At 70.0% G+C, this 19308-nt stretch carries 22 protein-coding genes; 14 read left to right on the forward strand and 8 right to left on the reverse strand.

What is annotated here, in order from left to right; all coding sequences use genetic code 11:
- The first annotated feature begins 218 nt into the window (after positions 1 to 218).
- On the forward strand, positions 219 to 575 hold the full coding sequence (locus ACWD68_RS13550) for a metal-sensitive transcriptional regulator (RefSeq protein ID WP_451806604.1): 357 nt from the start codon (positions 219 to 221) through the stop codon (positions 573 to 575).
- A 307-nt stretch (positions 576 to 882) separates the two neighbouring features.
- On the opposite strand, the gene ACWD68_RS13555 is transcribed toward ACWD68_RS13550, so the two are convergent.
- Positions 883 to 1068, reverse strand: coding sequence for a hypothetical protein (locus tag ACWD68_RS13555; RefSeq protein WP_451806580.1), 186 nt, complete (start codon positions 1066 to 1068; stop codon positions 883 to 885).
- 133 nt (positions 1069 to 1201) lie between these two features.
- Positions 1202 to 2032 carry a hypothetical protein gene (locus ACWD68_RS13560; protein WP_451806581.1) on the reverse strand — a complete coding sequence of 277 codons (831 nt, stop codon included), beginning with the start codon at positions 2030 to 2032 and terminating at the stop codon, positions 1202 to 1204.
- Between the two features lie 118 nt (positions 2033 to 2150).
- Here ACWD68_RS13560 and ACWD68_RS13565 point away from each other — a divergent pair, with 118 nt between their 5' ends.
- A complete protein-coding gene (locus ACWD68_RS13565; RefSeq protein WP_451806582.1) occupies positions 2151 to 2321 on the forward strand; it encodes a hypothetical protein in 171 nt (56 codons plus the stop codon).
- A gap of 287 nt (positions 2322 to 2608) precedes the next feature.
- Entirely contained in the window at positions 2609 to 4177 is a 1569-nt protein-coding gene (locus tag ACWD68_RS13570) for an FAD-binding oxidoreductase (protein WP_451806583.1), read from the forward strand.
- A 99-nt stretch (positions 4178 to 4276) separates the two neighbouring features.
- Here the strand turns inward: ACWD68_RS13570 and ACWD68_RS13575 are convergent, their stop codons facing one another.
- The 4 genes from ACWD68_RS13575 to ACWD68_RS13590 all read right to left on the reverse strand — a co-directional run bounded on the left by ACWD68_RS13575 (position 4277) and on the right by ACWD68_RS13590 (position 7626).
- Positions 4277 to 4978, reverse strand: coding sequence for a phosphatase PAP2 family protein (locus tag ACWD68_RS13575; protein WP_451806584.1), 702 nt, complete (start codon positions 4976 to 4978; stop codon positions 4277 to 4279).
- Between the two features lie 193 nt (positions 4979 to 5171).
- Entirely contained in the window at positions 5172 to 6179 is a 1008-nt protein-coding gene (locus tag ACWD68_RS13580) for a C40 family peptidase (protein ID WP_451806585.1), read from the reverse strand.
- A gap of 105 nt (positions 6180 to 6284) precedes the next feature.
- A complete protein-coding gene (locus ACWD68_RS13585) occupies positions 6285 to 7064 on the reverse strand; it encodes a trypsin-like serine peptidase (RefSeq protein ID WP_451806586.1) in 780 nt (259 codons plus the stop codon).
- A 112-nt stretch (positions 7065 to 7176) separates the two neighbouring features.
- Positions 7177 to 7626 (reverse strand): ATP-binding protein, encoded by a 450-nt coding sequence (locus ACWD68_RS13590; protein WP_451806587.1) that lies wholly within the window; start codon positions 7624 to 7626, stop codon positions 7177 to 7179.
- Between the two features lie 210 nt (positions 7627 to 7836).
- Here ACWD68_RS13590 and ACWD68_RS13595 point away from each other — a divergent pair, with 210 nt between their 5' ends.
- Genes ACWD68_RS13595 through ACWD68_RS13605 form a run of 3 tightly spaced genes read left to right on the forward strand, consistent with a single transcriptional unit; the run spans position 7837 to position 9150 of the window.
- Positions 7837 to 8682: a helix-turn-helix domain-containing protein gene (locus ACWD68_RS13595; protein WP_451806588.1), complete on the forward strand. Its 846-nt coding sequence runs from the start codon at positions 7837 to 7839 to the stop codon at positions 8680 to 8682.
- Between the two features lie 11 nt (positions 8683 to 8693).
- On the forward strand, positions 8694 to 8897 hold the full coding sequence (locus ACWD68_RS13600) for a DUF397 domain-containing protein (RefSeq protein WP_451806589.1): 204 nt from the start codon (positions 8694 to 8696) through the stop codon (positions 8895 to 8897).
- Positions 8890 to 9150: a DUF397 domain-containing protein gene (locus ACWD68_RS13605; protein WP_451806590.1), complete on the forward strand. Its 261-nt coding sequence runs from the start codon at positions 8890 to 8892 to the stop codon at positions 9148 to 9150. The genes ACWD68_RS13600 and ACWD68_RS13605 overlap by 8 nt, the downstream gene beginning before the upstream one ends.
- Before the next feature lie 17 nt (positions 9151 to 9167).
- Here ACWD68_RS13605 and ACWD68_RS13610 read toward each other — a convergent pair whose 3' ends face one another.
- Complete coding sequence (locus ACWD68_RS13610; protein ID WP_451806591.1) at positions 9168 to 9806, reverse strand: SRPBCC family protein; 639 nt, start codon at positions 9804 to 9806, stop codon at positions 9168 to 9170.
- A 512-nt stretch (positions 9807 to 10318) separates the two neighbouring features.
- Here ACWD68_RS13610 and ACWD68_RS13615 point away from each other — a divergent pair.
- The 6 genes from ACWD68_RS13615 (at position 10319) to ACWD68_RS13640 (ending at position 17570) form a co-directional block, all read left to right on the forward strand.
- Complete coding sequence (locus ACWD68_RS13615) at positions 10319 to 10627, forward strand: hypothetical protein (protein ID WP_037622434.1); 309 nt, start codon at positions 10319 to 10321, stop codon at positions 10625 to 10627.
- 208 nt (positions 10628 to 10835) lie between these two features.
- Positions 10836 to 11687, forward strand: a complete 852-nt coding sequence (locus tag ACWD68_RS13620) for a hypothetical protein (protein WP_451806592.1) — start codon at positions 10836 to 10838, stop codon at positions 11685 to 11687.
- Positions 11677 to 12999 carry a hypothetical protein gene (locus ACWD68_RS13625; protein WP_451806593.1) on the forward strand — a complete coding sequence of 441 codons (1323 nt, stop codon included), beginning with the start codon at positions 11677 to 11679 and terminating at the stop codon, positions 12997 to 12999. Before ACWD68_RS13620 ends, ACWD68_RS13625 begins: the two co-directional genes overlap by 11 nt.
- Positions 12996 to 14555 (forward strand): SCO6880 family protein, encoded by a 1560-nt coding sequence (locus ACWD68_RS13630; protein ID WP_451806594.1) that lies wholly within the window; start codon positions 12996 to 12998, stop codon positions 14553 to 14555. Before ACWD68_RS13625 ends, ACWD68_RS13630 begins: the two co-directional genes overlap by 4 nt.
- A 14-nt stretch (positions 14556 to 14569) precedes the next feature.
- A complete protein-coding gene (locus ACWD68_RS13635; protein WP_451806595.1) occupies positions 14570 to 15997 on the forward strand; it encodes an ATP-binding protein in 1428 nt (475 codons plus the stop codon).
- Position 15998: 1 nt separating this feature from the next.
- On the forward strand, positions 15999 to 17570 hold the full coding sequence (locus tag ACWD68_RS13640; protein WP_451806596.1) for a type IV secretory system conjugative DNA transfer family protein: 1572 nt from the start codon (positions 15999 to 16001) through the stop codon (positions 17568 to 17570).
- A gap of 61 nt (positions 17571 to 17631) precedes the next feature.
- Here ACWD68_RS13640 and ACWD68_RS13645 read toward each other — a convergent pair whose 3' ends face one another.
- The gene (locus ACWD68_RS13645) at positions 17632 to 18183 is read right to left on the reverse strand and encodes a GNAT family N-acetyltransferase (RefSeq protein WP_451806597.1); all 552 of its coding nucleotides are present in this window, start codon (positions 18181 to 18183) and stop codon (positions 17632 to 17634) included.
- Between ACWD68_RS13645 and ACWD68_RS13650 the strand changes: the two genes are divergently transcribed.
- The gene (locus ACWD68_RS13650; RefSeq protein ID WP_451806598.1) at positions 18182 to 18352 is read left to right on the forward strand and encodes a hypothetical protein; all 171 of its coding nucleotides are present in this window, start codon (positions 18182 to 18184) and stop codon (positions 18350 to 18352) included. The two genes, ACWD68_RS13645 and ACWD68_RS13650, sit on opposite strands and share 2 nt — an antisense overlap.
- Positions 18334 to 19095: a CDP-alcohol phosphatidyltransferase family protein gene (locus ACWD68_RS13655; protein WP_451806599.1), complete on the forward strand. Its 762-nt coding sequence runs from the start codon at positions 18334 to 18336 to the stop codon at positions 19093 to 19095. Before ACWD68_RS13650 ends, ACWD68_RS13655 begins: the two co-directional genes overlap by 19 nt.
- Positions 19096 to 19308: the final 213 nt, after the last annotated feature.

Below are 19308 nucleotides of genomic sequence, written 5' to 3' on the forward strand. Positions count from 1 at the left end.
TTCGGTTCGGTCAGGCTGATGCTAGGCGCATCATCCGGCCACGGCTAATGGGCCGTCCCCCAGTGTCGCCCATCAGGCACAGTGATCAGCACGGGGTCCGGTACCGGCGCCGGGCAAGGGCTCCCTACCCAGCAAAGTTCGATACCATATACCCACCAGGGGTATATGTATCAGGCGTTTCAGACATGATCGCCGACCGGATCCAGCAGGAGGACGCGATGACGACCACCGAGGCCGGCGCGACGGCGCCCTCCGGCGACGCGCAGGAGATCGTGACCGACCACGACCGCGGCATCCACGGCTACCACCAGCAGAAGGACGAGCACCTGAAGCGGCTGCGCCGCATCGAGGGGCAGATCCGCGGCCTCCAGCGGATGGTCGACGAGGACGTCTACTGCATCGACATACTCACCCAGGTCTCCGCCTCCACGAAGGCCCTCCAGTCCTTCGCCCTCCAGCTCCTGGAGGAGCACCTGCGCCACTGCGTCGCGGACGCGGCCCTCAAGGGCGGCGACGAGGTCGACGCGAAGGTCGAGGAAGCGACGAAGGCGATCGGCCGCCTGCTCCGCACGTGAGAGACGCACGGGTCGCGGGGAAGCGACGTGAGTCGCGGGGGAAATGGTGTGGCCCGCGGGGGAAGTGAGAGATACGACGCATGCGATGTATCCGACACATATGACGCATGCGGCATGTCTGACACATATGACGCATACGACACGTCTGACGCCGGTGACGCATCGGCCGTAAGGCACACAACGGGACGTACCGGGATGCACGGGACGCCCGCGACGCGTGCAACACGTGCGACGCGCAAGACGCACGCCTTCCGAGCGAGTGGAACGCCAGCACGGAGCTCCGGCCCCGGAAGGAAACCGGGGATGACTAGTCCGCCGCACCCCGCTCACGGGCACGCTCTTCGGCCACTTTCAGCACCTCGTCGATGCTCTCGAGGCTGAGCCGGTCCTCGTGGGCGGTCGAGGCCGCGATGATCAGTTCGCCGCACAGCTCGATCTCGGCGAGGGCCACGTGGTCCTGAACTGCCGTACCGCCGACCGGAGCCACGTGCATCACCTCTTCCTGCCGTCACCGACTTCCTAGAGTAGGGAGCGGCCTACGCACCGCGCATGGCACGGAAGGGCCATTTCCGGCCCTCCTGTGAAGCTACGACTCCGGATGCTCTTGCCCATTTCCCCGGAACCCACTACTCCGCGATCTTCCCGGCGAAGATGTCCGCGGAATCCGGCAGCCGTACGTCGGCGGGACTACCGAAGTCGTACAGCAGGATCGTCGAGGCGACCGCGACGGTTCCCTTCTGCTGCCCGTTGACGAAGCTGAACCGGTGCCGGACCTTCCGCAGCCGCCCCTGCTCGTCGAGGTAGGCGTCGAACGGAACCTCGGTGGTGGCGAACCCTTTCGCCGCCGCCCGCAGCGCCGGCCGCTGCCCCCGCGAGGCGTCCCGCGCGGCGATGTCCAGGTCGGCGGTCCCGCGGTAGTGCCGTACCGGGACCCCGGCCAGCTCGGTCCTCCCCACGTAGGTCACCGCCCGCGCGCCGCGCAGCAGTTCGGCAGCGGCGTACGGGTCGGTGGCACCGCCGGTGACCAGGTTCCCGTCCGTGAGACCGCCCGTCGCCACGCGGACCCATTTGTCGGCGGGCACCCCGGCACCCCGGTTCTTCATGAACAGAGCGCCCGGGGCGAGAAGTTCGGTGATCGGCCGGTGCTCTGCCGCCCCAGCGGGGTCCTGCGGCAGCAGCACCTTCAGCCGCCCCGTCTGCTTCCTGAAGTCGTACACGCCCTGCCCGCGGATCGTGACCCGGGTCCCGCCGGTGGCCATCTCCATCGACGTACTGGCCTTCGCGCTGCCCGCGCGCTCGAGCACGCCCGCGGCCCGACGCAGTGTCTCGACGGTGCCGGGGCCGCTGCGGACGTCGTCGGCGACGGCCCCGCCGCCCGAGCATCCGGTGCCACAGGCCACGAGCCCCGCCGCGGCGAGCGCGACCACGACCGCCCGCCCCTGCTGCTGCGCCACCATCGTCCGCCGACCCCCAGCCGGTCCGTCCCGGGCCTTCTTGTCGTTCCGCTTAACGACGGGTGGGAGCGCTCGTCACGCGGGAGGAGTCCGTTCACTTGCCTTGGGTAACGTTGTCGGTGTGGAGCAGCAGAAGCACGTGGACGCTTCCCCCGAACACCTCACGACGACGATCGAACAGGGCCGCTTCTGCCTGGCCCGCTGCAACTGCGGCTGGCAGGGCCCCGCTCGCCGCGCCAGAAGCCAGGCCCGTACGGACGGAGCGGCCCACACCGCGACCATGATCGTCTAGGACCTGTCCCCCGGGCCCGTCCCCCGGACCTGTCCGCGTCGTCCCGTCCGCCCCGCGACACCCGGCGGGCCCCGCCCCCCGGACTCCGCGTCCCGCGTCCTCCTCCCTCCCCGTTCCTCCCCCAGCCCTCCCCGTTCGTCCCCACACCCCGCTTGCACCCACCCCGCCGTTCCCTGTCCGGAGCGCGCGTGCTGGGATGCGAGGTGCTGTAGCGGTTCTGCGACATGCGCGTGGAACCCCAGGGCCCGGGGGCCCGTCTCGTTCCACGGAACCCACGGGAGGCGCACATGCAACGGCGTACGTTCATCGGCGGAGCCACCGCCGTCCTCGCGGCGGCGACGACGTCCGCCTGCAACGGCAGCGACAGCGGCGGCGGCGCCTCCGGCACGGCCGAGAGCACGGGCGGCGAGAGCACCGGCATCCGCACGGCGACCGCCGCCAACCGCGCGGCCGCCAACTGGACCGCCCTCTCCCATCAGCTGGACGGCGCCCTGGTCCGCCCGGGCGACCGCAGCTGGCCGGCCGCCCACCAGCTGTACAACACGCGCTTCGACAACCTGAAGCCCGCCGCCGTCGCCTATGTCGCGCACGCCGACGACATCCGCACCACCATGGACTACGCCCGCGCCCACGGGGTGAAGGTGTCGATCCGCAACGGCGGGCACTCGTACGCCGGTTGGTCCTCCGGCAACGGCCGCCTGGTCATCGACGTGTCGAAGCTGAACAAGATCCGGGCGTCGGCGAACGAAGCGGTCGTCGGCGCCGGTTCCAAGCTGATCGACGTGTACCGCGCGCTGGCCGCGAAGGGCGTCACCATCCCCGCGGGTTCCTGCCCCACCGTGGGCGTCTCCGGCCTGACCCTCGGTGGCGGCCACGGCGTCGTGTCACGGGCGTACGGACTGACCTGCGACAGCCTCACCCAGGCGACGCTGATCACCGCCGACGGCAAGCAGCTCACCGCGAACGCCGGCGAGAACAAGGACCTGTTCTGGGCCCTGCGCGGCGCCGGCAACGGCAACTTCGGCGTCGTCACCGAGCTCCGCTTCAAGACCCACCCGGCGCCGCAGGGGGTCACCGCGTACATGACCTGGCCGTGGGCCAAGGCCGCCGCCGTGGTGAAGGCCTGGCAGGAGTGGGGTCCGAGCCAGCCGGACGAGATCTGGTCGTCCTGCCATCTGTCCAGCGCGGCCGGAGGCACGCCCACCGTCTCCGTGGCCGCCTTCTCCCTCGGCACCTACGGCGAACTCCAGAACGCCGTGGACCGGCTGGCCGACAAGATCGGCTCCCCCGCACGCAGCGTCACCCTCAAGAGGCGCTCGTACGAGGACTCGATGGAGGTGTACGCGGGCTGCTCGTCCTTCTCCGCCGACGCCCAGTGCCACCTGCCGGGCTCGACGCCGGGCCGCAGCCCGCAGGGCGCCCTGGGCCGCGAGACGTACGCCGCCCGCTCGGACTTCTTCGACCGCTCGATATCGGCGGCCGGCATACAGACGCTCCTGAGCCGGATATCCGCGGTCCGCGGCGGCGCGGGCAGCATCGCGCTCACCGCGCTCGGCGGCGCCGTCAACCGCGTCGCCCCCACGTCCACGGCGTTCGTGCACCGCCGCTCGCGCATGCTCGCCCAGTACATCGCCTCCTGGCAGGCGGGGACCTCCGGCACCACCGCCCAGTCCTGGCTGACCGACGCCCACAACGCGATGGCCCGCCACGCCTCGGGCGCGGCCTACCAGAACTACACGGACGCGACACTGACCGACTGGCGCAAGGCGTACTACGGCGACGCGGCCACGCGCCTCACGGCCCTGAAGCGGCGTTACGACCCGAACCGCTTCTTCTCGTTCCCCCAGGCGCTGTAGCCGCGGGCAGGCTCCGTAGCCGCACACGGGGGCCACACACTCCGGGGCCACACACATGCGCCACAGCCGCCCGCTGCCGTGAGGCGGGCGGCTCGAACGCTACGCGGCGAGGTCCCGTTCCTCGGAGGGCTCGGCCCGCGCCCCCGGGATCAGAGTCTCCTGCCCAGCCGGTACGGCGTCCCGCGCGCGGATCAGCCGGCCGGCGCGCGGGGCCTTCTCGACGGCCTTCATGACCGGGGTCAGCAGTGCCATGGCGAGCGGAGACAGCAGCAGGACGACGGCCGTGCCGAGCGCGAAGCCGCCGATGACGTCCGTCGGGTAGTGCACTCCCATGTAGACCCGGCAGAACCCTTCGAGCAGCGCGAGCCCTATCCCCGCGAGTCCGAACTTCCGGTTGGCGACGAAGAGTCCGACGCCCATCGCCATGGTGAGCGTCGCGTGGTCGCTGACGAAGGAGAAGTCGGTCTTGCCGCTCACGAGGACGTCGAGGCCCTGATGATCGACGAAGGGGCGCGGGCGCTCCACGAAACCCCGTATCGGAACGTTCACGAGGAGCGCGATACCGGCCGCGAGCGGTGCCCAGACGAGTCCGGCCACGGACGAGGCCGCGTCGGTGTCGCCCCGCCGCCGGACGCTCCACCAGCACCACACGACCAGCAGGACCATCGCGAGCAGGAGACCCCACTCGCCGACGAACTCCATGATCCGGTCGAACCAGTGCGGCGCGTCCTTGGCCAGGCCATTGATGTTGTACAGCAGCTCGACGTCGGGGTTCGAACCGGATTCGGCGAGTCCAGCCATGGTGCTGCGGCCCCTTCGTCGTCTTTCCCGCGGACACGCCCTTTCGCGCGCCGCTCGATCCACCCCCGTGGTTGTAGATCAGTTCTCTACGTCAAAAGGAACGCACAGTCCCCTCCACTACGTTCCACACTCCACGGAATGATCACGCAGACGTTATCGAAGAGAGATACATCGTCGCAGATCAGGGGTGGGTTCAGACCGATGTGGGCAATGCTTTCGCGCCATCCTCCGTCACCCGGGTGGCCCCGAAGTAGTCGGGTGTGTCGACCGGATCGAAGCGGATGACGGCACCCGGCCTGGGGGCGTCGATCATGTAGCCGCCGCCCACATAGATGCCCACGTGCCGGATGGCACGGGAGTTGGCGAGGTCGTCCGAGAAGAAGACCAGATCCCCAGGCAGCAACTCCTCCCGCTTCGGGTGCGGCCCAGCGTTGTACTGGTCGTTGGCGACGCGCGGCAGAGTGACCCCGACACTCTCGTAAGCGGCCTTGGTGAGCCCCGAGCAGTCGAAGCGTCCACCCTGGTCAGCGGTGCCGTTGCCACCCCACAGATAGGGGGTGCCGAGCTTCTTCTGCGCGTACGTGATGGCCGCGGCGGCCTGCTTCGAGGGGTCCACGCGGGTGACCGGCGCGGCGAAGCTCTTCGAGAGCGTGGTGATCGTCTTCACATAGTTCTGGGTCTCCTTGTACGGCGGCACGCCCCCGTACTTGATGACCGCGTAGGCACCCGCGTTGTAGGCGGCGAGCATGTTCTCGGTGGCGTTCCCCGGCGCGTCCTTCACATAGGAGGCGAGCTGGCAGTCGTACGAGGCGGCCGATGGAATCGCGTCATTCGGGTCCCATACGTCGCGGTCGCCGTCCCCGTCGCCGTCGACTCCGTGCGTGGCCCAGGTCCCCGGAATGAATTGCGCTATCCCTTCCGCTTTCGCCGGACTCCTCGCGTTCGGATTGAATCCGCTCTCCTGATACAGCTGGGCGGCGAGCAGCGCGGGGTTGATCGCGCCGCAGAGGTTGCCCCACTTCTGAACGAGCGGCTGGTACGCGGCGGGTACGGCTCCCTTGGCGAGTCCGACCGATCCGCCGCCGATCCCGTTGGCGAGGTTCCCGGCCACCATGTAGACGCCGACGACGAGCAGCATCACGAAGCTGAGCGCCGCTCCGATGGCAAGGGTCGCCGCGATCCATGCCTTACGCACCGTCAACCGCCCCTCACCGCACAGGAGTCCGCCGACGTCAGTGTAGAGGCGGCCCCCGCGCGACAGGGCTGTCGCGCACAAGGACGGCGGCATGTGTTCCGCCGGACAGGCCTAACCCGCCCGGCCGGCCTCGCGGTAGAGGTTCGCGGCCTCGGTCCCGAACACGGCGCTGTACGAGACGTCGTCGGTGGCCCCGCCCTGCTCGTGGCCGCCGATCACTCCGACGACCGCCCCGTCCCCGTTCACCCACGGACTGCCGCTGGTCCCGCCGGCGAAGGCGGGACATGCGACGCGCTGCTGCGTACGGCTGTACGCGGCGGGCTTGTCGGTGCACGTGATGGGAGTGTCGGTGAAGCTGGGATACCCGGTGACGGTGACGGCGGTGGCCCCGGTGGCGCGGTGCGCGGCGAAGGCGTTCCCGCCTCCGACGGCGTCCTCGACCTCCTTGCCGTCGCGGGTGCCGAGGACGGCGAAGGCGATGTCGCTGTCCTCGTCCTGGCCGTCCGTCCACCCCTCGGGGAGGAAGACCCCCTCGACGTCCCAGAACCCGTGCGGCGCGCTGCCGTCCCGGTAGCCGGGCGCGAAGGAGACGGCTCCTCCCCCGTCCAGGCAGTGGGCGGCGGTGAGGACGAGATCCCGCCCCGCGCTGTGCACGACGGAGGCGGTGCAGAAATGCCCGCCGCTGCCGCCGCTCGCGGCGCTCCCGTGGAACAGGGTGCCCACGCGGGCGGTCCGGCCGTTCTCGGCGGCCTGGACGGTCACGCCGAACGGCCCCGGGCCGTCGTCGGCCGCCGCCACGGACGCGGACGTCGCGGCCAGCAGCACGGCCGCCGCAGCGAGCAGCACGGGCCGCCGGGCGCCGGGGGGACGGGTGACGCGGATGCGCTTCATCGCCTCTCACCTTGCCCCGAGCGGGTGAGCAAAACCCTCGGACCAGTCCGAGTATCACCTGTGAGGGCCCGCCCCGCCCGGCCACCGGCGCCCGGCGGCACCACGCACCGCTTCAGCCTCCCGCCGCCCGCCCGGTACGGCGGCACTCCGCCCACAGCAGCTTCCCGCCCCGCGACGCCCCCAGCTCGCGCAGCACGGCGACGCCCCAGGCGTCGGCGCAGGCCCGGACGAGGTGCAGCCCCCGGTCGTGCTCGCCGTCCTCCGGGGCCGGGTCGGCGGGCGCGCCCTCCCGGAATCCGGACGGGACGGTCGGGTCCGAGTCCCACACGGCGACCCGCAGCCGGTCCGGTTCCGCCGAGAGGACACGGAGAGCGGACGGGCCGGGTGCGTGCAGATGGGCGTTCGTGAGGAGCTCGGAGGCCAACAGCTCTGCCGTGGGCGCGAGTTCGGTGAGCCCGTGAGCGGCGAGAACGGCACGCAGGGTGACGCGGGCGATGCCCGGGGAACGGGGATCGTGCGGGAGTTGGAGGGTGTAGGACCAGGGCGGGGATACGGTTGCCATGGAAGTCTCCGATCACGGAGGGGAGTTGGGTGGTGTCGTGTCGCTACGTTGCCCAGTGACCGCGGCCGCTCCGTCGAGCGGGGTGCTTCTGGGCGGGGCGCCTGAGAGGAACGTAGCGTGGAGTTGTAAGTTCTTAGCCCTAGATAGTCGAAGTGCTTCAGCTTTCATGCGTGTGGGTGACACGGCGGTGCCGAGGGACAGAGGTTGGCTATGAGAAGCACCCCGACCGGGCGCCAAATCCGGCTGGGATCCGAGCTACGCAAGCTGCGCGAGCGGGCAGGCCTGACGTCCACACAGGCTTCACTGCTCCTCGGCATCAAGCAGAACCAGGTCAGCAACATCGAGGCCGGCCGTCACGGGGTGAGTCCCGACCGCCTGCGCGCCATCGCCTGCCACTACGACTGCTCGGACAAGGCGCTCGTCGAGGCGCTGGCCGCCATGACACCCGACCGCAAACGGGGCTGGTGGGAGGAGTACCGCGAGATCCTGCCGGGCGGTCTGATCGACCTGGCCGAGATGGAGCACCACGCCACCCGCCTGACCGCCGGGATCACCGCCCACATCCCCGGCCTGCTCCAGATCCACGACCACGCCCGCGAGGTCTTCCGCCAGGTCGTACCGGAGCTCTCACCCCCCGACGTCGAACACCGGCTGTCCTTCCGGATCAAGCGTCAGACCGTCCTCTTCAAGGACTCCCCCACGCCGTATCGGGCCGTCATCCACGAAGCCGCCCTGCGCATGCAGTTCGGCGGCCCCGGCGTCGCGAGGAAGCAGCTCCGGCACATCCTCGACATGAGCGAGCGCGCGGACATCACCGTCCAGGTCATCCCATTCACCGCCGGCGCCTACCCCGGGTCCGGGCAGTCGATCCTGTACGCCCATGGGGCGGTCTCCCAGCTCGACACGGTGCACCTCGACCAGTCCCACGGCTCCGCTCTGCTCGACGCCGAGGCCCAGCTCGACAAGTACCGCGTACTCCTGGAGCGCATGACGGGCATCACTCTCGGCCCCCACGAGTCGCGCGAGTTCATCCACGCCATCGCCCAGGATCTGTGAAGGGACCCGACATGCCCACCGCCACCTGGCAGAAGTCCTCGTACTGCGGCGAGGGAGAGGCTTGCGTCCACGTGGCCGGAGAGCGCGCCACCGGGGCGATCCACCTCACGGAATCCGGCGACCCGAGCGGAGCGATACTCACCGCCGCTCCCGCGGCCTTCCGCTCCCTTCTCCGCACCCTCAAGCAGCGCAAGGAGGAACAGGACCGTGACTGACATCCCCCAGAACCTCGACTGGGTGCGTGCCGCCCCGGAGGACGCGACGGGTCCGGGCCCCTGGATCGAGCTCGCGTTCGGCGAGGACGACTCGGTCTACATCCGGGAGACCGGCGCCCCGGAGAACGTGGTCACCACCACCCGCAGGAAGTGGGACGCGTTCGTCCTGGGCGTCCAGGCGGGCGAGTTCGACCACTTCGTGGCGGGGCTGGAGGACGAGCGGCCCCCCGCTCCGGCCGAGGGCCGCTCATGAGGTGAGGGCGGGCGGCCTCACGCCGATTCGGCCCCCGTGTACGCCGCCGTGGTCCGGTCCGCCGAGGCCCGCGCGGCCTCCTCCGGCTCGCCCGCCGCCACGTTCGCCTCGTACCAGCTCTCGCTGCTCAGCGTGATGAAGCGGAGGCCGTCGTCGGAGGCCAGCCAGGCCATGCTCTCCTTCGGGTCCAGGGAGCCCCCCGGGGAGCCGAGGTGGCCGGCCAGACCCATCAGGCCGAGGTCCCAGCCGACGCCGACCGCGCCGGGCCCGAACTGCTCCCAGCGCTCGTCACCCACGTGGGCGATGTGGTCGAGCTCGAAACGGGTGCGGTCCCCCTCCGGGGTCACCCGCACCTCGATCCAGCTGACCTCGCCGCCGTACTCCCAGGTCGCGGCGAAGCTCTCCGGCGGCGCGCAGCGCTCGATCGTGCCGCCCGCGTTGCCCTCCAGCTGGTAGGTCCCGCCGAGGCGCAGGTCACCGGAGACGGGCAGGAACCAGCGGGGGATGCGCTCGGCGCCGGTGCAGGCGTCCCAGACGTCCGCGACCGTCGCGTCGTAGACCTGACTCAGCGTCACCACGCGCGCCTCGCCGGCCTTGTACTCACGCGTGCCCACGGTGCGGCGCACGGCGTTGATCTGGTAGGTCACGTCGATCACGGTTGCTCCTCCGAAGGTCTTCCCACGCCTAGCGGAACCGGTCCAGCCACACGTCGATATCACCAGGGGGGCGGACCCCGGGGCACCCAGGAGGGCGTTAGCCTTTGGATCACCGGTTCGGCGTACCGCGTCCACCTCTCGCAGGCGTGACGACCCGGGGAACACCGGCACGACGGACCGTCAGAAGCGGTACGGCGGGGCCGTGTCCGTTCGAAGCGTCCCTCACGTGAGCCGTAGAAGGGGACAACGACGGAACCACGCGCGAGGTTTCGCTTCCACTTCATTGCCCGGCGTGACCGGGCGTGATACACAGAGTGACCATACGACTCTTCGTATACCGCCGTACGCCTCCCGCGAGGGTCCCGCGTACGCCGGTGACAAGGAATTCGTACGAATCCCGCCAACCAATGACGTCAAGTCGACATACGACGGCGTCATTGTCGGCGAGAATGGGCCCGACCTCTGCGCAGTGGCAGGGGGTGCAGAACTACCCACTAGGGGCGGTGACTTACATGCTTTTCGCAGCCGACAAGGGCGACATCAACACCATCATCGGCGGAATCGCCCCGGACTGGGGTCCCTTCGGCAGCCTGGGCAACGAAGCGAAGGTGATGGTCGAGGTGGTGATGGCGGTCGCCATCCTGCTCTGCCTCGGCATCGCGATCTGGGGCGCGGCCAAACAGCGCATCGGCGCGACCGCCCTCCGCGACACCTTCAGCGCCGAACAGGGCAAGGGGCTCATCATCGCCGGGCTCACGGGAGTCTTCATCATCGGCTCCCTCGGCACGCTCTTCACCATCGTGTACGGCATGGCCGTGTAGCCCGGCCGGGCGCGCCGCACCTGGCCGGCCGTCAGTTCCCGGCCGGGCGCGCCCGGATTCTCTCCACTCCGACCCACCCGTCCGTCGTGCCCACCGGCTGAGGTTGCGTTTCCCTGATGTCGAGTCACCACACCGCGCCCGCGCGGGAACCAGCACGGCTACCGTCGTACTACTTGGTTCAGCGAGAGGTTGAGGGGGCGTACGCGGCATGAGTCTCGGTGACGAACCCGGGTACGGCGAAGCCTCGCGCGGCGAGGGCGGGGGGTACGGCGGCTCCGGCCAGACCCGCACCCGCCTCCCCGACCGCCCGGGCGACGTCTACGGCGGCGCGCGTCGCCGCGGATCCTCCTCGCGGAGCCTGATCACGGTCGTCGGCGTGGTCGTCCTCCTCATCGCCGCGATCGCCTTCGCGAACCGCGGCGACGACTCGCCCTCCTCGGGCGGTGACAGCGGCGACAAGGCGAAGACCTCTCCCACGGCGGCCTCCGGCGACCACCCGGTGGACTCGAAGGTCGCGGGCATCCCCTCGGGCTTCCCCCACACCGGCGAGGGCGCGCAGAGCGCGGCGACCAACTACGGGGTCGCGCTGGGCTCGACCGGCATGTTCAACACCGAACAGCGGCACGCGATCGTCGACGCCGTGTACGTGCCCGACGTGGCAGCCGCACGGCAGCCCGACCTGGACGCGGCGTACTCGAGCGAGAAGTTCCTGACGAACATCGGTCTGGACAAGGACGGTGCCGCGCCGGCCGGTCAGACCTTCATCTCGCGCATCGTCCCCGTCGGCACCAAGCTCACGGCCTCCAGCACGAACAGCGCCAAAGTCGAGCTCTGGTACACATCGCTCTTCGGCCTGTCGGGCGAGGGGTCCACCAACCCGGTGTCGGAGAGCTGGTACACGACGACCTACCAGCTGAAGTGGGTCAATGGGGACTGGAAGGTCACCGACTTCACCCAGAAGGACGGGCCCGTTCCCGTCGGACGGGACCAGAAGGCCTCCACCGCGGACGACATGACCAAGGCCGTCGAGGAGTACGGAGGGTTCACGTATGCCCGCTAACAAGCAGCGCCGTGTCCTCTCGCTCGCCGCCACGGTGGCAGCGGTGCAGTCGGCTGCCGTCGTGATGGCCACCAAGGCCGTCGCGGCCCCCAGCCCTACTCCCAGCAGCAACGCCTGCGATCTCGTCCGCGGCCCCGCCAAAAAGTACTGCGAGAGCGACAAGGGATCCGGCCGATCAGGCCTGAGTGACAGTCCCGGGCTCGGGTCCACGCTGGACCCCCTCTCCTCCCTGGCCAAGGGCTGTGCCGACGCCGCCTCCTGGACCGTCGAAAAACTCTCGGCCGCCGTGAACGACACCGCCAACGTCGACTTCACGAACCCCAAGTTCCTCCAGCAGTACGCCGTCGTCTTCGCGGCGTCCTCGATCCTGACCCTGCTGCTGTGGCTGCTGGCCGTGGCGAAGCGGGCCGTGCGAGGTGTCCCCCTCAGCACCGCCCTCTCCGAGGCGATCGGCTTCCTCTGGCTGACCGTGCTGGCCTCGGCGTTCACGCCGCTGATCCTCTACACGGTGGTGTCGGCGACGGACAGCGTGACGGAGGTGCTGGCCAAGACGACCGGCAACCAGACGGACGCGTTCTTCGGGACCTTCTCCGGCGCGCTGAACAAGGGCGACGACATCGGCGGCGGCCCCATCATGCTGATCGTCGTCTCCCTGGTCTCGATCCTCGCCGCCGGAGTCCTCTGGCTGGAGCTGGTCATCCGGGCCGCCCTGCTCTACGTCGGCGCCCTCCTCGGCACCGTCGTCTACGCGGGCCTCGTCGACAAGAACCTGTGGGGCCACGTCCGCCGCTGGGCGGGCATCATGATCGCGGTGATCCTGGTGAAACCGGTCATCGTGATAGTGCTCGGCCTCGCCGGAGCCCTCAGCACCGACAGCGGACCCGACGCGTTCTCCGCCGTCGTCTCCGGGCTCGCCATCATCCTGCTCGCCATCTTCGCCAGCGCGATGATCTACCGCTTCGTACCGGGCTTCGGCGACGAGATCGCCGGCTCCCGCAACAACCGCATCATGCAGGGCGCCGAAGGCAAGGCCGCCGCCGTGATCAGCTCGCCGGCCACCCTGGTCGCGCAGGGCATCAAGACCCACAGCACGCGCGCCGACAACAACGGTGGAGGAGGCGGCAACAACCAGGCCCGCCCCTCCAACCCCGCGTCCGGCGGTGTGGCCGCGCACAGCAGTCGTACGCCGAACGGAGGCGGCGGATCTGTCCCCTCCGCCGCACCCCCACCGCGTACCAGCCCGGTCAACACCCCGCACGCGAGCAACACCCGCAATAGCAGTACCAACCGCACGGGAGGTGAAGGGCGTTGACGACCGAGTCCCATTTGTCCCATCCGATCACGCCCCGCCGTACATATCTGATCGGCCGCGCCCGGCCGAACGCGATCGTCGGCCGGAACCGCGAGTCCGGCGAGATCGCGCTGATCATCGGGGGCGCGTTCCTGGGCATGATGTGCGGCCTGCTCGTCCCGGTCCTGTCCCTGCGGATCGTGCTGCTGATGGGCTTCCCGCTGCTGGCGATCGCCGCGGTGTACATCCCGTACAAGCGCCGCACGTTCTACAAGTGGTTCGAGATCAACCGCAGCTACAAGCGGAGCCTGCGCCGGGGAACGGCGTACCGCAGCCAGGTGATGGAGTCCGGCACCCGGATCGACGGGAACGAGGTCGAGATCGGGCCGCCGCCCGGTATCGGGCGGATCTCCTGGCTCGCCGCCCCGTTCGGACCCGATGAGATCGCCGTGCTTCTGCACGCCGACCGGCGGACCGTGACGGCCGCGATCGAGATCGAGGGCCCGGGTGTCGGTCTGCGCGACAGCGAGGACCAGGAGGCCCTCGTCGACCGCTTCGGCACGCTGCTCAAGCACGTGGCGAACGGCGACGGCTTCGTCACCCGCCTCCAGATGCTCGCCCGCACCCTCCCCGCCGACCCGGACGCCCACGCCAAGGACGTCGCCGTACGCGGGGACGAGCGGGCTCCCGGATGGCTCCAGCAGTCCTACGACCAGCTCCAGTCGATGGTGTCCACGAGCAGTGAGCAGCACCGGGCCTATCTCGTCGCCTGCATGCACTACTCCCGCGAACTGGCCTCCGAGGCGCAGGCCATGGCACGGGCGGCGCGGCCGCAGGGCGGGCGGAAGCTCGACCGGGACGCCGGACTCGCCGTCGTCATGGCCCGCGAGCTGACCGACATCTGCTCCCGGCTCCAGGAAGCCGACATCCGCGTACGCCAGCCGCTCGGTCAGGGGCGGCTGGCCTCCCTCGTGCACTCGATGTACGACCCCGACCACCCGATCGACCACATCCAGGCGATGACCAAGCGCAACGCCTGGCCGGCCGAGCTGGACGCCATGGAGCCGACCTACCTCCAGGCGAAGACCCGCGAGTCCTCCACCCGCGCGCCCTGGTGCCACGCCACGGCCTGGGTGAAGGAGTGGCCGATGACCCCCGTGGGCGTCAACTTCCTCGCCCCGCTCCTCGTCCACACCCCCGACGTCATCCGCACGGTCGCCGTGACCATGGACCTCGAACCCACCGAGATCGCCATCGAACGCATGCTGACCGAGAAGACGAACGACGAGGCCGAGGCGAGCCGCGCCGCCAAGATGAACCGGACCGTCGACCCGCGCGACATCGCCTCGCACAACCGCCTCGACCAGCGCGGCGAGGACCTCGCGAGCGGCGCCGCGGGCGTCAACCTCGTCGGTTACATCACCGTCTCCTCCCGCAACCCCGAGGCCCTGGCACGCGACAAGCGCACCATCCGCGCCTCGGCCGGCAAGTCGTACCTGAAGCTGGAGTGGTGCGACCGTGAGCACCACCGGGCCTTCGTCAACACCCTCCCGTTCGCCACCGGAATCCGCAGGTAGGGGCTGATGCACTGATGCGGGATCCGCTGTCCACCGCGACGGACGCCTTCACGTCGTTCCTCTTCGGCAAGGTCGAGACGACCCGCCTGCCCGTCCGCACGTCCACGGGCCAGGCACAAGCGGTCTACCTGCCCACCGCCGCACCGGGCCTCGGCGACTCGGGCGTCATCATCGGCCGCGAGGTGTACTCCGGCAAGGGCTACATCTACGACCCCTTCCAGCTGTACGGGCAGCAGCTCCCGGCCCCGCACTGGCTGGTCCTCGGAGAGTCCGGCAACGGCAAGTCGGCCCTGGAGAAGACGTACGTCCTGCGGCAGTTGCGCTTCCGCGACCGCCAGGTCGTCGTCCTCGACGCCCAGGGCGAGGACGGTGTCGGCGAATGGAACCTCATCGCGCAAGAGCTGGGGATAACCCCCATCCGGCTCGACCCGACGGCCGCCCTGGACATGGGAATCCGGCTCAACCCGCTCGACCCGTCGATCACGACCACGGGCCAGCTGGCGCTGCTGCGCACCATCATCGAGGTCGCGATGGGTCATGGCCTCGACGAGCGGTCCGGCTTCGCCCTGAAGGTCGCGCACGCCTACGTCAACGAGACGATCGTCGAGCGCCAGCCGGTGCTCACCGACATCGTGGAGCAACTGCGCCACCCCGAACCGGAGTCGGCCGAGGCGATGAACGTCGCCATAGACGACGTACGGGCGTGGGGCCTGGACGTCGCGCTGGTCCTGGACCGGCTGGTCGACGGTGACCTGAGGGGCATGTTCGACGGCCCGACGACGGTGGGCATCGACCTGGACGCCCCCCTCATCGTCTTCGACCTGTCGCACATCGACCGGAACTCCATCGCCATGCCGATCCTGATGGCGATCGTGGGTGTGTGGCTGGAGCACACCTGGATCCGGCCCGACCGCAAGAAGCGCATCTTCCTGGTGGAAGAGGCGTGGCACATCATCAACAGCCCCTTCGTGGCCCAGCTGTTCCAGCGGCTCCTGAAGTTCGGGCGGCGCCTCGGCCTGTCCTTCGTGGCGGTGGTCCACCATCTGTCGGACGTCGTCGACGGAGCGGCGGCCAAGGAGGCCGCCGCGATCCTGAAGATGGCGTCGACGCGGACCATCTACGCTCAGAAGGCGGACGAGGCACGGTCTACGGGCCGGGTCCTCGGCCTGCCCCGCTGGGCGGTCGAGATCATCCCGACGCTGACCCCCGGCATCGCGGTCTGGGACGTCAACGGCAACGTCCAGGTGGTCAAGCACCTCATCACCGAGACCGAACGCCCGCTGGTCTTCACCGACCGGGCGATGACGGAGTCGTCCGCCGACTTCCTCCTCTCCGGCGACGCGATGCGCGCCGCCGAACTGGAGGCCGAGGAACGGGCCGCGGCCTTCATGGAACAGCACCTCAGCGATCTCGACGGCTCCTCCGAGTCCACGGTGGCCTGAGATGAGACAGGAAGACCGGCACGACCCCCGGCGCGAGGCAGCGGGCGGTATCCCCGACGGCCTGCTGATCGGCGTGCTGGGCTTCCTCCTCGGCATGACACTGATGGTGTGGACGGCGACAGGCCTCGCGGGCTGGTTCTCCCGCGGCGCCTGGCCGGACGCGATCACCTTCGCCCGTACGCCGCTGGCCATGCGGCGCCTGATCGGCGCGCCGCACGACATCCCCGGCGCCTGGCCCGACACCCCCGCCGCGCAGCTGTCCGGCTACGGCCTCTTCTGGGGCCTGTTCATCGGCCAGTTGATGGTGCTGCTGGTCCTCACGGTGTTCGTGATGGGGACGGCGGCACGCTGGCGCGCGGGACGGGCCCGAAGACGGGCACAGGCCGCCGCGTCCGCGGACGCCCCCGGTCCGCTGGTCCCGCCGGCCAGGACGGAACAGCGGCCGACCGCGAGGCAGTCGAAGCCCCCGAAGCCCCTGGAAGCCGCCTACACGGCAGCCGAGGGCGAGCGAGCGGGCGAGTGGGCGCACGAACGTACGGGAGACCGTACGGGCGGCTGGGAAGCCGCTCCCACGGAAGCACCGGCACCCGGGCCCACCACGGCAGCCCAGCCCACCGCAGCAGCCCAACCCAAGCCCGCGTGGACGTCCACCCGCGCCGTCGTCCTCGCCCCCGCCGAGACCCGCCACCCCACCGCGGCCCAGGCCGTACGCGACGCCGAGGGCCCCGCCCTCGTCATCACCTCCGACCCCCGCACCTGGTCGGAGACCAAGGACGCCCGCGCCAAACTGGGTCCCGTCCTCCTCTACGACCCGGCCCACCTCTGCGACACCCCGGCCCGGCTCCACTGGTCCCCCGCGGCAGGCTGCGAGGACAAGGAGACGGCGGCCGCCAGGGCTGCCGCGCTCCTCGCCCCGGTCCGCCCCACCGCCAAGGCGGACCAGGCGATGGCCGATGTCGCGGAAACGCTCATGCGCAGCTATCTGCACGCCGCCGCCGTGGAGGGCAAAACCTTCCGCCATGTCCACCGCTGGGCCCAGGGCTCCCAGGTGCAGGACGCCGTACGGGCCCTGCGGACGCATCCCAAGGCCGCGTCCGGCGCCGCCGGCGAGCTGGAGGCCGCCCTCATCTCGCACCCCGAACGCCGGGACATCGCACAGGAGCTGACGGCGCGTGCGCTTCTGTCCTTCGGCACGGTCAACATCCGCGAGTCCTGCACTCCGAACCGAAATGACAGCCTCGCCTTGGATTCCTTCGTCAACGAAGGGGGCACGCTTTATGTGGTCGGCGAAGCCATCGAGGACCCCAGGGCGAACCCCGGCGCCATGCCGCTCCTCACGGCTCTCGCCTCAAGCGTGGTCGAGCGTGGCCGGCGCATGGCCGAACGGTCATCCTCCGGTCGCCTCGACCCACCACTCACGCTCGTCCTCGACGACGTCGCGGCCGTCGCTCCGCTTCCCCAGCTCCCGGACCTCCTGACCACGGGACGGGCCCACGGCCTGCCGACCCTGGCACTCCTGCGCTCGCGCGAACAACTCCGGTCGCGCTGGCCGCAGTACGAGCTTCCGGTCTGACACCCGGCCGGGTCCGCCACACACCCGGGCCGACCGAGGAAGCCGCTCTCCACGAACCGCCCTACCCCCGGGTGATGATGAACTCCAGCTCCAACTCCCCGGTGTCCCCCGGCATCGGCGCGGTCTCTCCGGTGGGTACGAAGCCCGCCTTCCGGTAGAACGCCTCGGCGCGGCCGTTCTTCTCGTGCACGAACAGCCGCACGCGGTCGAGCCCGATCCCCCAGGACCACGCGAGAGCCGCGTCGAAGAGCCCCCGGGTCACCCCGGCCGCGCTCCCCCGGTACTCGGGCCGCACGAAGACCCCCACCAGGTGCGCCTGGTTCAGCTCGGCCACCTTCCCGAACGGATCCTGCTCCCCGGCCTTCTCGACCAGCACGGTCACTGACCCGGCCCACACCCCGTCCTCCGCGACGGCCACGATCTGCTGCCGCTCGGTGACACCGACGGCCGCTCCGACCGCCCGATCCTGCCAAAAGGCATCGGACTTGGCCGCCGATTCCTCATAGGTCTCCAGGAACGCGAGATGGGCGACGGGGTCTCGCAGGGCGTCGAGTCTGAGTTCCTTCACCTGGCGCCACTCGTCGGGGCGTATGGAACGGATCACGTGGGTCATGAGGATCACCGTAGTACGCGCGTACGACCGGGCTCACCTGATATCCACCCTGCCGATCACCGCCGACCGGACCCCCGTCATGCTCTTCCCTGTACGACATCGCCAGCCGACCGATCCGGTCAAGTGCCAGCTCGCCAGGGAGAACACCGCATGCCCAAGGTCCAACTAGAGGAACTCCGCACCGTCATTCACCCCACGGGCAAGCTGGACAGCAGGGCCGAACACTGGGCCGGCCGCCTCTACATGAGGTCCCTTTCCCTCCGGGTGACCCGCCACCTCGTCGACACCCGCATCTCGCCGAACCAGATCACCGTCATCATGGTCTTCGCGGGGATGCTCTCCGGAGTCGCCCTGATCCTTCCGGGCCTCGGCGGCGCCGTGCTCTCCGTCCTCTTCATGCAGCTGTACCTGCTGCTCGACTGCGTCGACGGCGAAGTCGCCCGCTGGCGCCGCCAGTTCAGCCCGCTCGGCGTCTATCTGGACCGCCTCGGCGCCTACCTCGCCGACGCCGCCGTGATGGTCGGTATGGGCATCCGCGCCGCCCAACTCGGCCTCGACCTCTACCTGGTGGCCGGCCTGGCCGCGGCCATCGGCGTCCTGCTCCTGAAGTCGTCCTCCGACCTCGTCCACGTGGCCCGCTCCGACAGCGGCATGCAGAAGGCGACCGACGCGTCCGTCGTCCCGCGCTCCACCGGTCTCGCCCGGATCCGCCGGCTGGCCTCGGCCGTCGGCCTCCACCGCCTGGTCAACGGCATCGAGTGCACCATCCTGCTGCTCGTCACCGCGGTCATCGACCTGGCTCTCGGCGACCTGACGGCCACCCGGATCGCGACCGTCGCGGTGACGGCGATCGTGTGGCTGCTCGTGCCCGCCCACATCGTCTCGATCGTCGCGTCGTCCCGCCTGAAGTAGCCGCACAGCACGGAAGAGCACAGTCCCGAAAGAGCAGGGGGCGGCCTCCTCACGGAGACCGCCCCCTCTCTCATATCCACCCCGGTCAGAAGCGACGCGGGAGAAGAGAATTGCCCTGAAACGCAGAAAACCCCCGTACCGGTTTCCCGGTACGGGGGTTTTCTTCAAAACTTGTTCGGCGGCGTCCTACTCTCCCACAGGGTCCCCCCTGCA

Source organism: Streptomyces sp. NPDC005141 (assembly GCF_053599975.1).

Coding starts and splice junctions, on each gene's coding strand:
- ACWD68_RS13585 (WP_451806586.1), bottom strand. CDS start 7,064: ATGAAGCGCATCCGCGTCACCCGTCCCCCCGGCGCCCGGCGGCCCGTG.
- ACWD68_RS13595 (WP_451806588.1), top strand. CDS start 7,837: ATGAGAAGCACCCCGACCGGGCGCCAAATCCGGCTGGGATCCGAGCTA.
- ACWD68_RS13560 (WP_451806581.1), bottom strand. CDS start 2,032: ATGGTGGCGCAGCAGCAGGGGCGGGCGGTCGTGGTCGCGCTCGCCGCG.
- ACWD68_RS13640 (WP_451806596.1), top strand. CDS start 15,999: ATGAGACAGGAAGACCGGCACGACCCCCGGCGCGAGGCAGCGGGCGGT.
- ACWD68_RS13625 (WP_451806593.1), top strand. CDS start 11,677: ATGCCCGCTAACAAGCAGCGCCGTGTCCTCTCGCTCGCCGCCACGGTG.
- ACWD68_RS13570 (WP_451806583.1), top strand. CDS start 2,609: ATGCAACGGCGTACGTTCATCGGCGGAGCCACCGCCGTCCTCGCGGCG.
- ACWD68_RS13550 (WP_451806604.1), top strand. CDS start 219: ATGACGACCACCGAGGCCGGCGCGACGGCGCCCTCCGGCGACGCGCAG.
- ACWD68_RS13575 (WP_451806584.1), bottom strand. CDS start 4,978: ATGGCTGGACTCGCCGAATCCGGTTCGAACCCCGACGTCGAGCTGCTG.
- ACWD68_RS13620 (WP_451806592.1), top strand. CDS start 10,836: ATGAGTCTCGGTGACGAACCCGGGTACGGCGAAGCCTCGCGCGGCGAG.
- ACWD68_RS13655 (WP_451806599.1), top strand. CDS start 18,334: ATGCCCAAGGTCCAACTAGAGGAACTCCGCACCGTCATTCACCCCACG.
- ACWD68_RS13590 (WP_451806587.1), bottom strand. CDS start 7,626: ATGGCAACCGTATCCCCGCCCTGGTCCTACACCCTCCAACTCCCGCAC.
- ACWD68_RS13635 (WP_451806595.1), top strand. CDS start 14,570: ATGCGGGATCCGCTGTCCACCGCGACGGACGCCTTCACGTCGTTCCTC.
- ACWD68_RS13650 (WP_451806598.1), top strand. CDS start 18,182: ATGAGGATCACCGTAGTACGCGCGTACGACCGGGCTCACCTGATATCC.
- ACWD68_RS13555 (WP_451806580.1), bottom strand. CDS start 1,068: ATGCACGTGGCTCCGGTCGGCGGTACGGCAGTTCAGGACCACGTGGCC.
- ACWD68_RS13615 (WP_037622434.1), top strand. CDS start 10,319: ATGCTTTTCGCAGCCGACAAGGGCGACATCAACACCATCATCGGCGGA.
- ACWD68_RS13600 (WP_451806589.1), top strand. CDS start 8,694: ATGCCCACCGCCACCTGGCAGAAGTCCTCGTACTGCGGCGAGGGAGAG.
- ACWD68_RS13645 (WP_451806597.1), bottom strand. CDS start 18,183: ATGACCCACGTGATCCGTTCCATACGCCCCGACGAGTGGCGCCAGGTG.